Genomic DNA, 12,818 nt, shown 5'->3' with positions numbered 1-12,818 from the left:
GGGCGAAACCGCGCATTCCCACAACATATCGCGCCCTATTTCTTGCCTTCCCCGCTATTTTGTGGCGCTCTGGCGCGCATGAAATTCCAGCGGCTCCGACTTCTCGGCTTCAAGAGCTTCTGCGAGGCCACAGATTTTCTGATCGAGCCGGGCCTGACCGGCGTCGTCGGGCCGAATGGCTGCGGCAAGTCCAATCTCGTCGAGGCCCTGCGCTGGGTCATGGGCGAGAGTTCCTACAAAAACATGCGCGGCTCGGGGATGGACGACGTCATCTTCTCCGGCGGCGGCTCGCGCCCGGCCCGCAATGTCGCGGAAGTCGGCCTCGTGCTGGACAATAGCTCCCGCACCGCCCCGGCTGCCTTCAACGACGCCGAGACTTTGGAAGTCACCCGCCGCATCGAGCGCGAGGCGGGCTCTACCTATAGGATCAATGGCCGCGAGGTGCGCGCCAAAGATGTGCAGCTGCTCTTCGCCGACGCCGCCACCGGCGCGCGCTCGCCGGCGCTGGTGCGCCAGGGGCAGATCGGCGAGATCATCTCGGCCAAGCCGCAGGCGCGCCGCCGCATTTTGGAGGACGCCGCCGGCGTCGCCGGCCTCCACTCCCGCCGTCACGAGGCCGAGCTGCGGCTGACCGCGGCCGCCGATAATCTCACCCGCCTCGAGGATGTGTTGAAGCAGGTCGACGGCCAGACCGAGAGCCTGCGCCGCCAGGCGCGGCAGGCGCAGCGCTATCGCGCCGTGGCGGCGGAAATCCGCAAGAATGAGGCGCTCGCCGCCTATATCGCGCATCGCCAGGCGAGCGAGCAGCTGAAGCTCGCCGAGCGCAAGCTGGAAGAGGATTTGAAGCTCGTCGAGGAGCGCACGCTGCAGCAGGCAGAGGCCGCGCGATTGCAGGCCATCGCCGCCTTCGAGCTGCCCAAGCTCCGCGACAAGGAGGCCGAGGCCGGCGCCGCGCTGCATCGGCTGATCATGGCCCGCGACGCGCTGGACGGCGAGGAGAAGCGCGCCAAGGAGCGCATCGCCGAGCTGACCCGCCACGCCGAGCAATTCGCCCGCGACGTCGAGCGCGAGCGCGCGCTGATCGACGACGCCGCCGAGGTGACGCAGCGGCTCGAGGACGAACGCGGCGAGCTCGCCGAGCAGGACGCCATCGGCGCCGAGCGCGAAGCGGAAGCGCGGGAGCGTCTCGCCGAGATAGAGGAGGCGCTGGCCCGCACCGAGGCCGAACTCTCCGAGGCGCAGCAATCGCTGGCCGGCGTCAACGCCCAGCGCGGAGCGCTGGAGGCGGCGCTGCGCGAGGAGACGCAGCGCGTCTCGCGTTTCGAGGCCGAGCTGACCCGCGTCGAGACGGAATTCGCGCTGATCGCCGGCCAGGGCGGCGCGGCGGAGGAGGTGGAGCGCCTCGCCGAATCGCTCGAAATGGCGAGCGAGCAGGCGCGCGAAGCCGACGAGACCGCTCTGATGGCCGAAGAGGCGGCGATCGAGGCGCGCGAGGCGGAGAGCCTATCGCGCCAGCCGCTGGCCGAGGCCGAGAAGCGCGCCGGACGTCTCGAGACCGAGGCGCGCACGCTGGAAAAGCTGCTCGAATCGGGCGGCGGCGATCTCTGGGCGCCGATCGTGGAGAGCGTCAGCGTCGAGAAGGGCTATGAGACCGCGCTCGGCGCCGCGCTCGGCGACGATCTCGACGCCTCCATCGAGACCTCCGCCCCGGCCCATTGGGCGCTCACCTCCGGCGCCGGCGATCCCTCGCTGCCGCCGGGCGTGCGCACGCTCGCCGAGATGGTGCAGGCTCCGCCGGCGCTGGCGCGGCGCCTCGCGCAGATCGGCGTCGTGCTGCGCAGCGAGGGCGCAGCATTGCGCTCCATGCTGAAGCCTGGCCAGCGCCTCGTCTCCAAGGAAGGCGACCTCTGGCGCTGGGACGGATTCACCCAGGCCGCCGAGGCGCCGACGCCGGCCGCCCGCCGTTTGGCCGAGAAGAATCGCCTCGCCGATCTGCGCCTCGAGGCCGCAGCCGCCCGCGAGGCCGCCGACGCGCTCGCCGACGAGGCGCAGACGGCGCAGGAGCAGGCGCGCGCTGCCGCCCTTGCCGAGAGCGCCGCCCGCGAGGGTCAGCGCCGCGCCCGCGCCGCGCTGGAAGAAGCGCGCGAGCGCCATGTCGTGGCGGAGCGCCGCCTGGGCCAGATCGCGCAGCGCCTGTCGGCGCTCGAGGAGGCCAAGGCGCAAATCCTCGCCAATCGCGACGAGGCGGCGATGAAGCGCGAGGGCGCCGCGCGTGCGCTGGACGCGCTGGACGAGCCAGCCTCGCTCGCCGGCGCGGTGGAGCATGTGCGTTCCCGCGCCGCCGCCGAGCGCGCTCAGGCCGGCGAGGCGCGCGCCGCGCTCACCTCGCTGCGCCATCAGGCCGAGACGCGCGCCGCGCGCAAATCGGCGATCCTGCGCGAGAACGCCTCCTGGATGGAGCGGCGCGACCGCGCGCAGGACCGCATATCGGAATTGGAGCGCCGCCTCGAGGATTCGCGTGACGAGCAGGAGCGGCTGATCGATTCGCCGGAGACCTTCCTGCTCCAGCGCCGCAATCTTCTCTCGGCGATCGAGGAGGCCGAGGCCGCCCGCCGCGCCGCCGCCGATGCGCGCACGACCGGCGAGACGGCGCAGGCGGAATCCGATCGCGCCGCCCGCATGGCGCTGGAGGCGATGAGCGCCGCGCGCGAGGAGAAAGCCCGCAGCGAGGCGCAGCTCGAGGCCGCGCGCCGCCGCTCGGCCGATGTGGAGCACGCCATCGCCATGGAATTGGAGAGCGAGGAGCATACGCTCGCCGAGCTCGCCGGCGTCACCGGAGAGGAGACGCAGCTGCCCGCCATTCCCGACATAGAGCGCAAGCTGGAAGGGCTGAAGGCGGATCGCGAAAGATTGGGCGCGGTGAACCTGCGCGCCGAGGAGGAGCTCGGCGAGATCGAGACGCAGCGCGACAAGATGATGGCCGAGCGCGAAGACCTCGCCGAGGCGATCAAGAAATTGCGCGGCGCCATCGCCAGCCTCAACAAGGAAGGCCGCGAGCGCCTGCTCGTCGCCTTCGAGCAGGTGAACGCGCATTTCAAGGAGCTGTTCAGCCTGCTGTTCGGCGGCGGCACGGCGGAATTGCAGCTCATAGAGAGCGACGATCCGCTGGAGGCCGGCCTCGACATTCTCGCCCGCCCGCCCGGCAAGAAGCCGCAGACGATGACGCTGCTCTCCGGCGGCGAGCAAGCGCTGACCGCAATGTCGCTGATCTTCGCGGTCTTCCTCACCAATCCGTCGCCGATCTGCGTGCTCGACGAGGTGGACGCGCCGCTCGACGATTACAATGTCGAGCGCTTCTGCGCTCTGCTCGAGGATATGCGCAAGAAGACCGACACGCGCTTCGTCGCCATCACGCACAACCCGATCACAATGGCGCGCATGGATCGCCTGTTCGGCGTGACGCAGGCGGAGCGCGGCATTTCGCAGCTCGTCTCCGTCGATCTCGAGCAGGCCGAGAGATACGCGCAGGCGGTCTGAGGCCGCGCCGTCGCGCTCACGGAATGAACGACGGTTTTCCTCGCGTCATTCCGCCGCCTCCTCGCGCGCCGTCTCGACGAGGCGCTTCAAATCGGAGAGGCCCTGCTCGAATGCGCCGCCGACCATCTTCTCCGGCTTCATGACGAGGCTGAACAGCTTGCCGAGGAAGGGCTGTCGGCCCTTCATGTCCCAGGTGACGAGCGAGCCGTCCTCCTGCGGCGCAATGGTGAATTCGACGCGATTCTCGCATCTCATCGGTCGATCCATGCGCAAGGCGACGACCACTTTCGACGGCGCGACGGATTCGACGATCTCGACACGTCCGGCGCCGAGCGTGGCGTCGCCCTCGAAATCGCAGGCCGCGCCGACGCCGCGCTCCGGGCCGGCATAGGAGAGCTTCACGCTCTTGTCCTTCACGAAAGGACTCCATTCATTGGTGGCGCGCGGATCGTCGACGAGCGGGAAAACGCGCTCCGGCGGCGCGGCGACGAAGATGGAGCGCGCAATGTGGCAGACGTCCGGCTGGCGCGCCGCCAGCACGAGAATGACGGCGATGATGAGGGCGACGCCAGCGCCGATAATTTCCAACATGTCCAACCTCGTGAAGGGGCGGAGCGGCGCCCGCTTCCACGCGGGCGCCGCGCGCCGTCATTGCGGCACGACCACCATCCAGGGAACGCCGAAGCGATCGGTGAGTATGCCGAAAGCGGGTGAGAAGAAGGTCTTGGTCAAGCGCATCTGCGTCTCGCCGCCATCGGCGAGCGCCGCGAAGACGCGTTCGGCCTCCTCGGGAGTCTTGGCGCCGTAGGAGAGCGAGAAGCCTTTGAAGCCGCCGCTCTCGGCGCCGTCGCCATCCGAGCCGAAGACGACGGCGTCGCCGATCTGCAGCGCCATATGCATCACCTTGGCGTTCCAGCCCGGCGGCATCATGTCCGCCGGCGGCGCCAGAGGCGAATCCTTGTAGCGCATCAGCATCTGAACCTGCGCCCCGAGCGCTTTCTCATAAAAGGCCGCGGCTTCCTCGGCGCGGCCATCGAAGATGAGATAGGGTTGAATTGTCATCACATGTCTCCCCGCGAGCGCCGCGGAAGGGCGCTCGTTTCGTGGGGGAGATCATGTCCGCGCGAGGCGTTTCGTCAACAGGCGCGAATCGTCCAGCGCTCTCGTCGCCGTTATTTTGGGACGACTATCATCCACAGCACGCCGAAGCGATCGACCGCCATGCCGAAGCTCGTCGCGAAAAAGGTCTCGCCCAAGGGCATGCGCGCTTCGCCGCCGTCGAGGAGCGCGGCATAGAAGCCTTCTGCCTGCGCTGCGTTCTTCGCCTCGAGCGAGACGGCGAAGCCCTCGAAGTGAGCGGCGTCTGTGCCGCAGCCATCCGATAGGAAAATTTCCGAATCGCCGATCCGAAGGCAGGAATGCATGATCTTCGCGCCCCAATCGGGCGCGAGCGCTCCGGGCGGCGGCGGCTCGGGACTCTCGTCGAAGCGCAGCAGGAAATTCACCTCGGCGCCGAGCGCCTTTTGGTAGAAGGCGATGGCTTCATCGGCGCGGCCGGAGAAGAAGAGATAAGGCTTCATCGTCATCGAATGCTCCTTTGCTTTTAAAAGATTGTGGAGGCGGGTCAGCCCTGGACGAGATAGCTCTCCAGCTCATCGAATGTTCCGGCCCAGCCATTGCTCAGCGCCTCGAGCGCGCCGGCGAAGGTCGCGATCTCTTCGGCGCTCGCCTCGAAGGGCCGCGCGACGAGCGTCAGCTCGCCGGCGCCGTCCTTTTCGGTGAAAACATAAGTCGTCTCGACCTTCAGCGGCCAGGTCTCGCTCAGCGGATGCCGTGCGAGCCCGCGATTCGCGTCGGAGAAGGAGGCGATGAGCGTGATGCGCGTCGGCGCCTCGATCTCGCGATATTCGAAGAGCCCCCACATGGGGCCGCCGTCCGGCGCCCGCAGGCCATAGTGATAGGAGCCGCCCGGACGGAAATCCATTTCCGAGGCGATCACCGGAACGCCCTTCGGCCCGAACCATTGCGCCATTCGCTCGGGCTCGGTGAGGGCCTTCCACAGAAGGTCGCGCGGAACAGCGAAGCGGCGCGACGTGGAGAAGACAGGACCGGCCGATTCCTCGACGAAATCGCCGAGGCGATCGAGATTTTCGGCGAGGCCGATCGCGACGCCATATTCACGCTCGGCGCGATCGCGCTCGACGAGCGTCGGGAAGCGCATCCGCCAGTCGATGCGCGTCTTCTCGCCTTCTTGCGAGAAGGAGATGGTCGTCTCCTTTCTCACAGGATCCGCGTCGTCGTCGCCCGGATGGACATAGGCGATGCGCTCGGGCCGCTGTATCTCGCGAAAGACGATCTTGTTCTCGTAATCGCGCCCGTCCGGGCCGTGCATGACGAAGCGCCAGACGCCGCCCGGCGCGAATTCGAAAGCTTGCGTCGTGAGCGAAAAACCCTTCGGCCCGAACCAGCGCGCCAGTCGATCGGGCGCGGCGAAAGCGTCGAAAACAAGCGCGCGCGGCGCATCGAAGAGGCGCGTCCCGGAAATCTCGGGTGCGTCCGGTGGAACCGAAATTCGTAAGTCGTCGGACATGACGCCTCCTCAATGATCGCTTGTCGCCAGCTCGCGCGCGAGCTCGGCGAGATAGTCGAATGCGCCGGTCCAGCCATGCTGGTGCGAGGCGGCGGATTCGGCCGTGGCGAGGCCGCTCTGCACGAAGATCATCTCGGTCTTGCCGCCCTGCTCCGTGAGCTCCACCTCGATCGTCGTCAGCGCTTTCGGCTCGAGATGATTGCGCTCCCATTCATGGGTCAGCACGAGCCGCGCCGGCGCCTCGATCTCGAGATATTCGCCATGATGGATGAACTCCTCGCCCTCCGGCGAGCGCATTCCGGCGCGCCATTTGCCGCCGATGCGCAGATCATTCTCGACAAACAGCACGTTGAATGTCGCGGGGCAGAGCCAGCGCATCATATGCTGCGGCTCCGTCCAGCATTTGAAAACGAGCGCGCGCGGCGCCTCGAATGTGCGCAGCAGAATGAGCCGATGCGGCGCATCCGCTTCGCCGGTCTGGCGCGCGAGGCCCTCGAGAATTCCAGCCCAGCCGGCGCGGATGGCGAAGGATTTGGCGAGCGCTTCCGTCGTCATATGATGCGTCAGCGTCAACAGGCTGCCGGCGCCGTCCGGGCGAATGTCGATCTCGATCCGCGTGGATGGGCCTTCGCGCTGCAATCCCAGAGTGAAGACGAGACGGCTCGGGCGTTCGATCTCGATATATTCGCCGAAATGCGTCGCGAGACTCTCGCCGCGCTGCTCATGGATGGCGAAACCGCCGCCGATGCGCGCGTCGATCTCGACATGAGCGGATTGTCCCGAGGGCGTGCGGAACAGCCAGCTTTCGACGGCTTTGGGATCGAGCCATGCGTCGAAGAGGACCGCCGGCGGCGCGGCGAAGCGCCGCGTGATCGTGAGCGGCGGGATGGCGTCGTCAATTCTTTGGAGCATCGGGGTCGCCCTTCTGCAATTCGGCGAGATAGGCGTCGAGCCGATCGAAGCTCTCCTCCCAGAAACGCCGATAGGTCTCGAGCCAATCGGAAACTTCGCGCAGCCGCGCCGCGTCCAGCTTGCAGGGACGCGATTGCGCAGCGCGGCCGCGGGTGATGAGGCCGGCCTGCTCAAGCACTTTCAGATGTTTCGAGACCGCAGGCTGGCTGATGGAAAAAGGCGCTGCGAGCTCGCCGACCGAGGCTTCACCCTGCGCGAGCCGGGCGAGGATCGCGCGGCGCGTAGGGTCCGCGAGTGCGGCGAAGGTGGCGCTGAGGGGGTCCGGCATCTATTACCTGTTAGATATTTAACTTATTAGTTATATAACTGACTCGGAAATAGACTGTCAAGCTTCCCGCTTCGAAAAGGCGCGGCTCCGTTTGGGATTTCACGGCGGCCGGCGCTGCATGGCGCGCGGCGCGCAGACGATCGATCGTCTCCCCGCTCAGCTCTTGCGAAGGATCTTGTCGAGCGCCTTCCCGCGCGCCAGCTCGTCGATCAATTTGTCCAAATATCTTATTTCCCGCATGATCGGCTCCGCGATTTCCTCGACTCGAACGCCGCAGACGACGCCCTTGATGGAGGCGCGCAATGGATTGAGCTCTGGAGCGAGCGCAAAAAATGTCTCGAAGTCGGTCTGCTCGTCCAGCCGAGACTGAAGCCCCGCTCGATCATAGCCGGTCAGCCAAGAGATGATCTGATCGACCTCCTCCTTCGTGCGTCCCTTCTTCTCGGCTTTTGCGACATAGAGAGGATAGACGCTCGCAAAGCTCGTCGTATAAATTCGGTGTTTCGTCATGGGTTTGGTCTCCGAAAATCATCGACGGCGCGCGGCGCGACGGCCATTCGCCGCCCGCCCCGAGCCTTGCCTCTGAAATTGCGCTCGCCTATAAGCCGCAGCAGCGCGTCGGCATCCGACACCCCTGGAGGCGAAAGGCGCGCTTTCTCTTTGAAAAAAGGACACCGAAATGGCCGAGATCAAGAAGCTCGCGGCCACGGTGCGCAGCGGGACAGGCAAGGGGGCCGCCCGCAGCGTTCGCCGTGAGGGCCGTATACCAGGAGTCATCTATGGCGGCGGCGAGGCGCCGACGCCGCTGTCGCTCGACAAGAAAGAGCTGACCAAGCTCATCTACGCCGGGCATTTCCTCACGACGATCTTCGAGCTCGACATCGACGGCAAGCCCGAGCGCGTCATTCCGCGCGACTATCAGCTCGATGTGGTCAAGGACTTCCCGCTGCATGTCGACTTCCTGCGGCTGAAGGCGGGCTCGCGCCTGCGCGTCGACGTTCCGGTGCATTTCATCAATCATGAAGCGGCGCCCGGCATCAAGCGCGGCGGCTCGCTCAACATCGTCTTCCACGCGATCGAGATGTGGGTGCCGGCCGACAATATTCCGGACGCCATCACCGGCGATCTCACCGGCCTCGACTTCAACGATTCGCTGCAGATCTCGGCTTTCACCCTGCCGGCGAACTGCAAGCCGACCAATCCCGACAAGAACTTCACGGTGGCGTCGATCGCGCCGCCGGTCGTCTCGGCCGAGGAGATCGCGGCCGCTGCGGCCGCCGCCGCGGCTCCGGCCAAGGGCAAGGGCGGCAAGGCGGCCCCGGCGGCCAAGGCCGCTCCGGCCGCCAAGGCTCCCGAGAAAAAGAAATAAAGGAGACGGGCGATCGGCGCTGGCCGCCGATCGCCCTCCTTCGGCTCGGAGCCCATAGGCCATGCTGCTCTTCGTCGGCCTCGGCAATCCCGGCCGCGAATATGCCGGGAACAGGCACAATATCGGCTTCATGGCGGTCGAGAAGATCGCCGACGCCCATGGCTTCTCTGCGTCGCGCGCGCGCTTTCAGGGCCTCGTCCGCGAGGGGACGATCGCCGGCGAGCGCGTGCTCGCGCTGCTGCCGCAGACCTATATGAACGAATCCGGTCGCTCGGTCGGCGAGGCGCTGCGCTTTCACAAGATCGCGCTGTCGGATGTCGTCGTCTTTCATGACGAGCTCGATCTCGCCCCCGCCAAATGCCGCGTGAAGATCGGCGGCGGCGCGGCCGGGCACAATGGCCTGCGCTCCATCGGGGCCCATATCGGGCAGGATTTCAAGCGCATGCGGCTCGGCATCGGCCATCCGGGCGACAAGGCGCGCGTGCATTCGTACGTTTTGGGCGATTTCGCCAAGAGCGAGGAGCCCTGGGTGAAGGCGCTCTGCGGCGCGCTGGCCGACAATGCCGCGCTGATCGTCAAGGGCGACGACCCCGGCCTGCAGAACAAGATTCATCTCGCCATGGACGCCGCCGGCTTCGCCGCGCCCAAGCGCGTGGGCGAGGCGTGATCGCGCGCGCGGCCTTCGCCCTCGCGCTGCTCTGCGCGAGCATGGCCCTCGCCGCGGAGGAAAAGCCGGCCCAGGCCTATGGCGAGGATCATCCCGCCTGCCTCGAATGGACCGACGGCTGCCTCGTCTGCGCCCGCCTCGAGGATGGCTCGGCCGGCTGCTCCATGGTGGGCGCGGCTTGCCTGCCGGCCGCCGTCTCCTGCCTGAAGAGCAAATGAAGCCCGGGCTCGGCGGCTGAATTTCAGGTGAACGCCGCATTCAAAACGGGTTCAGCGCGAGCACGGCATGATGCGCAAGTCGATCGGGGAAATGTCCCCGTCCAAGGAGACAGCCATCATGAAGACCAACGCCATTCTCGCCATCGCCCTTTTCGCTTCCGCTCCGGCTTTCGCCCAGACCGCGACCGTCCCCGGCGCGAAGCCCCCGGCCGGCCCCGCCGCCGCCGCGACCACCGCGACTGCGCCGGTCAAGCAGGTCGTCGCCGTCTCCGCGCCGCTCGACATCAATTCCGCGACGGTGGAGCAGCTCTCCGGCGTGAAGGGCCTCACCCACACTCTGGCCGAGGCGATCGTGAAGGGCCGGCCCTATAAGGCCACGGACGAGCTGGTGAAGAACCGCATTCTCACCGATGCGCTGTTCGCCCAGGTCAAGGACGGGCTCACCGTCAAGGACGGCCAGGCCGTCAAGCACAACTGATCCGAGGCCGGCCGCTCCTCCCCGTAGGCCGCTCGCGAAACGCCCGTCGATCCTCGGCGGGCGTTTTCGCGCGTTTTAAAAAAAAACAATACGTAAATTCAATTTGTTACAGCGCTCGCGCGGATGCGGCGCGTCCGCATGCGCTCAATCTGCGCGAGAAAGTCGGGGAGATCGGCGCCGCTTTGCCCCGCAGCCCCTTTCCGCATCGGCCCTTAATGCGTATATTGTGAGCTGCCGACCTTCGGGACGGCTATGGCGATAAACGAACTCCGTAATAAACCTATCGGACCCGGGGGCGGTACCCGGCGCCTCCACCAGAGGCCGTCACGCGAGACATGCATGTTTGGCGCGGCGGCTTGTGGCGGGGGCGAAATAGGATCGACGAGGGCGTAAAGGGTGCTTTTTCGCTCGGCATGATACCGCCGTTATCGGGTCAAACCTTATAGTTGCCAACGACAACTATGCTCCGGTGGCCGTCGCTGCGTAATGCAGTGAAGGTACTGGGATTCAAGCCCTAGGGGGTAGCACTTCTAGGCGGGGCTCGGAGGCGCCTGGCAACAGAAGCCTCCACTTTCGTCCCGACGGGGCAGAGCGAACAGGGGTTCTCGGCGAGCGTCATGTCCACCGACCTCATCAGATACGATCTTCTCGTCCAGGACGCGCTTCGCGGCGTTATGCGCAAGGTTCTCGCCGATGCATCGGCCGCGGGCCGGTTGCCGGGCGACCATCATTTCACCATCAGCTTTCGCACCAAGGCGCCGGGGGTCCGAATCTCCAAGCGCCTCGCGGAGCAATGGCCGCAGGAGATGACCATCATCCTGCAGCATCAATATTCTAATCTCATCGTCGATGAGCGCGGCTTCTCGGTGGGCCTGTCCTTCCGCAGCATTCCCGAGCAGCTCTATGTGCCCTTCGAGGCGGTGACGGTCTTCTCCGATCCGTCTGTCGATTTCGGCCTCAAATGGGAGGTCGACGAGCTCGCCCCCGCCCGCGAGGAAGAGGAGCCGGCCCGTTTCCCGACGCGGCCGCAGCCCGCCGCCGGCGAGACGACGCCTGTCCGGCCCGGCCCGCGCCCCGCCCGCAGCGAGAAGCGCCCCGATTCCGCGCCGCCCGCGACAGAGGAGAGCGGCGGCGAGGCCGCCAAGATCGTCTCCATCGACGCCTTCCGCAAGAAGACCTGATCGCTATGGGCGAGATCGTCAATCTGCGACGCGCCCGCAAGGTCAGGGACAAGCGCTCCAAGGAGACGGAAGCGGAAGCCAATCGCATAGCGCATGGCCGCACGAAAGCCGAGCGAGAGCTCGGTGAAGCGACGGCCCGCCTCGAGACGGAAAAGCTCGACGCGCATCGGCTAGAGGCGCCGCAATCCGAGCCGGAGTGACAAAAGCGAGCCTGAAGGCTCGCGATCCAATGTGCGGCCTGGACCGCGAGCCTTCAGGCTCGCTCCTTCAGGCGAACAGCCATTGCTTGAGCGAGAAGCCCGAGCTCAGCGCTTTCCGATAATTCTCATAGAGCGCCAAATGACCGGTCGCGGGCTTGGGCAGCTCGCTCTTCTTCAGCTTGCGGAAGAAGGGGCCGAGAATATCCTCGAAATTCTGCGTGGTGTAGCGCCCGCCATAACGGTCCGAGACGCGCTCGGCGACATTGGCGAAGAGCAGGATCAGCGCCTTGAACAGCGCCGGATTGGCGATATTCGCCTCGGCGCCATGATAGCGCAGCCCGTTGAGGCAGGCGCGCAGATAGGCGTTGAGCACCTGATAGACATCCTCCGCCGAGGCGTCGACGAAAGCGCCATCGATGGATTTCAGCGCGGCGTTGAAGGTCACGCGCGAGATCTTGCCTTTGCGCCGCTCTGAGGGGCTCAGCAGGCCGGAGAGCACGCTCTTCTCGTCATTAGAGAAGAGGTCGAAGACATTGTGCAGCAGCGCCTCGGCCTCGGTCTCCGATTCGGAGAGACGGCGAATGTCCAGCAGCAGCTCCGGCGGCACCGGACGCTGCTTGGTGTTGATATCCATGAACAGCTGACATTCCTGCGATCGCGTCAGCCTATTGTAGACGACGACCGGCACTTTCACGCTCTTGGCCGCCAGATTGAAGCCATAGACGCGATGCTGCCCGTCGATGATGAGGAAGGAGCGCGGGTCCTTGCGGAAGGTCAGCTCGCCGCTCTTGCGGTCGAATTGCAGTTGCGCGCGCGGCTGCGCGGAGAGAATGATCGCGCTCGGCACGCTGCCGAAGCCGCTGTCGATATAATCGGCGATCTCGCGCGCGCGTTTTTTGTCGAGCAGGCGCTGAAAGCCGTCGATCGGATTGTCGAGCCGCGCCTCCACCGTGCAAGTGGCGGCCAGCAGATCGCTCGGCAAAACCAGCGTGTAGAAACGATGCTTGCCCTGGGTGACGAGCAGCGCCGGCGCGGCGGCGAAGCCGGCGCCCGTCCGCCGCGGCGCATCCGACGTCTCGTCCGGCTCGCCGGGAAGCGCGGCTTCGAGCGCAGGCTCGACCTCGCTCGGCTCGGCATGATCGGAAGGCGGCGCGTCGATCGGATTTTCCATGTTCAGATCCTTCGGGAAAGCGCGCCGGAAGGGCCGGCGAATCGTCGCATTGAACCGAATCGAACACGTAACCGGCCGAATCCTAGCGGCGAGGCGGCAAAGAACAAGGCGAATCGCAATCGGGTCGACAAAAAAACCGGCCCCTTTCGGAGCCGGCTTGTTTTTCT

The 12,818-nt window shown here is 66.1% G+C and carries 15 protein-coding genes and 1 other RNA gene; 8 read left to right on the top strand and 8 right to left on the bottom strand.

All coding sequences use genetic code 11. The features are described 5' to 3' along the window. The first annotated feature begins 78 nt into the window (after positions 1-78). A complete protein-coding gene (gene smc / locus A1351_RS22850; RefSeq protein WP_064034011.1) occupies positions 79-3,537 on the top strand; it encodes a chromosome segregation protein SMC in 3,459 nt (1,152 codons plus the stop codon). Positions 3,538-3,582: 45 nt separating this feature from the next. Here the strand turns inward: smc and A1351_RS22845 are convergent, their stop codons facing one another. The 7 genes from A1351_RS22845 to A1351_RS22815 all read right to left on the bottom strand — a co-directional run bounded on the left by A1351_RS22845 (position 3,583) and on the right by A1351_RS22815 (position 7,877). Next, positions 3,583-4,128: an SRPBCC family protein gene (locus tag A1351_RS22845; protein WP_064034010.1), complete on the bottom strand. Its 546-nt coding sequence runs from the start codon at positions 4,126-4,128 to the stop codon at positions 3,583-3,585. 57 nt (positions 4,129-4,185) lie between these two features. Further along, positions 4,186-4,599 (bottom strand): VOC family protein, encoded by a 414-nt coding sequence (locus A1351_RS22840; protein WP_064034009.1) that lies wholly within the window; start codon positions 4,597-4,599, stop codon positions 4,186-4,188. 110 nt (positions 4,600-4,709) lie between these two features. After that, a complete protein-coding gene (locus tag A1351_RS22835) occupies positions 4,710-5,123 on the bottom strand; it encodes a VOC family protein (protein WP_024878429.1) in 414 nt (137 codons plus the stop codon). A gap of 38 nt (positions 5,124-5,161) precedes the next feature. After that, positions 5,162-6,127 carry an SRPBCC family protein gene (locus A1351_RS24220; protein WP_083967471.1) on the bottom strand — a complete coding sequence of 322 codons (966 nt, stop codon included), beginning with the start codon at positions 6,125-6,127 and terminating at the stop codon, positions 5,162-5,164. A 9-nt stretch (positions 6,128-6,136) separates the two neighbouring features. Beyond that, entirely contained in the window at positions 6,137-7,039 is a 903-nt protein-coding gene (locus tag A1351_RS24215) for an SRPBCC domain-containing protein (RefSeq protein ID WP_026599973.1), read from the bottom strand. Continuing rightward, on the bottom strand, positions 7,023-7,367 hold the full coding sequence (locus A1351_RS22820) for a helix-turn-helix transcriptional regulator (RefSeq protein ID WP_026599972.1): 345 nt from the start codon (positions 7,365-7,367) through the stop codon (positions 7,023-7,025). Before A1351_RS22820 ends, A1351_RS24215 begins: the two co-directional genes overlap by 17 nt. Positions 7,368-7,523: 156 nt before the next feature. Beyond that, on the bottom strand, positions 7,524-7,877 hold the full coding sequence (locus A1351_RS22815) for a DUF2200 domain-containing protein (RefSeq protein WP_026599971.1): 354 nt from the start codon (positions 7,875-7,877) through the stop codon (positions 7,524-7,526). A 169-nt stretch (positions 7,878-8,046) separates the two neighbouring features. Between A1351_RS22815 and A1351_RS22810 the strand changes: the two genes are divergently transcribed. The 7 genes from A1351_RS22810 to A1351_RS22780 all read left to right on the top strand — a co-directional run bounded on the left by A1351_RS22810 (position 8,047) and on the right by A1351_RS22780 (position 11,480). After that, a complete protein-coding gene (locus A1351_RS22810; RefSeq protein ID WP_024878424.1) occupies positions 8,047-8,736 on the top strand; it encodes a 50S ribosomal protein L25/general stress protein Ctc in 690 nt (229 codons plus the stop codon). 61 nt (positions 8,737-8,797) lie between these two features. Continuing rightward, complete coding sequence (gene pth / locus A1351_RS22805) at positions 8,798-9,403, top strand: aminoacyl-tRNA hydrolase (RefSeq protein ID WP_064034008.1); 606 nt, start codon at positions 8,798-8,800, stop codon at positions 9,401-9,403. Further along, entirely contained in the window at positions 9,400-9,621 is a 222-nt protein-coding gene (locus A1351_RS22800; protein ID WP_064034007.1) for a hypothetical protein, read from the top strand. The genes pth and A1351_RS22800 overlap by 4 nt, the downstream gene beginning before the upstream one ends. 118 nt (positions 9,622-9,739) lie before the next feature. Further along, positions 9,740-10,099 (top strand): helix-hairpin-helix domain-containing protein, encoded by a 360-nt coding sequence (locus tag A1351_RS22795; protein WP_024878422.1) that lies wholly within the window; start codon positions 9,740-9,742, stop codon positions 10,097-10,099. 193 nt (positions 10,100-10,292) lie between these two features. Then, positions 10,293-10,671: a transfer-messenger RNA gene (gene ssrA, locus A1351_RS22790) on the top strand. Positions 10,672-10,716: 45 nt separating this feature from the next. Beyond that, positions 10,717-11,280: an SspB family protein gene (locus A1351_RS22785; protein ID WP_026599969.1), complete on the top strand. Its 564-nt coding sequence runs from the start codon at positions 10,717-10,719 to the stop codon at positions 11,278-11,280. Positions 11,281-11,285: 5 nt separating this feature from the next. Further along, positions 11,286-11,480 (top strand): DUF4169 family protein, encoded by a 195-nt coding sequence (locus A1351_RS22780; protein ID WP_024878420.1) that lies wholly within the window; start codon positions 11,286-11,288, stop codon positions 11,478-11,480. A 67-nt stretch (positions 11,481-11,547) separates the two neighbouring features. Here the strand turns inward: A1351_RS22780 and A1351_RS22775 are convergent, their stop codons facing one another. Next, positions 11,548-12,651 (bottom strand): DGQHR domain-containing protein, encoded by a 1,104-nt coding sequence (locus tag A1351_RS22775; protein ID WP_024878419.1) that lies wholly within the window; start codon positions 12,649-12,651, stop codon positions 11,548-11,550. Between the last annotated feature and the right edge of the window lie 167 nt (positions 12,652-12,818).

Source organism: Methylosinus sp. R-45379 (assembly GCF_001644125.1).
Classification (GTDB): Bacteria; Pseudomonadota; Alphaproteobacteria; order Rhizobiales; family Beijerinckiaceae; genus Methylosinus.
Note: the sequence above shows the minus strand (reverse complement) of the source record. Positions and strands in the feature narration are given on the sequence as shown.

Coding starts and splice junctions, on each gene's coding strand:
- smc (WP_064034011.1), top strand. CDS start 79: ATGAAATTCCAGCGGCTCCGACTTCTCGGCTTCAAGAGCTTCTGCGAG.
- A1351_RS22845 (WP_064034010.1), bottom strand. CDS start 4,128: ATGTTGGAAATTATCGGCGCTGGCGTCGCCCTCATCATCGCCGTCATT.
- A1351_RS22840 (WP_064034009.1), bottom strand. CDS start 4,599: ATGACAATTCAACCCTATCTCATCTTCGATGGCCGCGCCGAGGAAGCC.
- A1351_RS22835 (WP_024878429.1), bottom strand. CDS start 5,123: ATGACGATGAAGCCTTATCTCTTCTTCTCCGGCCGCGCCGATGAAGCC.
- A1351_RS24220 (WP_083967471.1), bottom strand. CDS start 6,127: ATGTCCGACGACTTACGAATTTCGGTTCCACCGGACGCACCCGAGATT.
- A1351_RS24215 (WP_026599973.1), bottom strand. CDS start 7,039: ATGCTCCAAAGAATTGACGACGCCATCCCGCCGCTCACGATCACGCGG.
- A1351_RS22820 (WP_026599972.1), bottom strand. CDS start 7,367: ATGCCGGACCCCCTCAGCGCCACCTTCGCCGCACTCGCGGACCCTACG.
- A1351_RS22815 (WP_026599971.1), bottom strand. CDS start 7,877: ATGACGAAACACCGAATTTATACGACGAGCTTTGCGAGCGTCTATCCT.
- A1351_RS22810 (WP_024878424.1), top strand. CDS start 8,047: ATGGCCGAGATCAAGAAGCTCGCGGCCACGGTGCGCAGCGGGACAGGC.
- pth (WP_064034008.1), top strand. CDS start 8,798: ATGCTGCTCTTCGTCGGCCTCGGCAATCCCGGCCGCGAATATGCCGGG.
- A1351_RS22795 (WP_024878422.1), top strand. CDS start 9,740: ATGAAGACCAACGCCATTCTCGCCATCGCCCTTTTCGCTTCCGCTCCG.
- A1351_RS22785 (WP_026599969.1), top strand. CDS start 10,717: ATGTCCACCGACCTCATCAGATACGATCTTCTCGTCCAGGACGCGCTT.
- A1351_RS22780 (WP_024878420.1), top strand. CDS start 11,286: ATGGGCGAGATCGTCAATCTGCGACGCGCCCGCAAGGTCAGGGACAAG.
- A1351_RS22775 (WP_024878419.1), bottom strand. CDS start 12,651: ATGGAAAATCCGATCGACGCGCCGCCTTCCGATCATGCCGAGCCGAGC.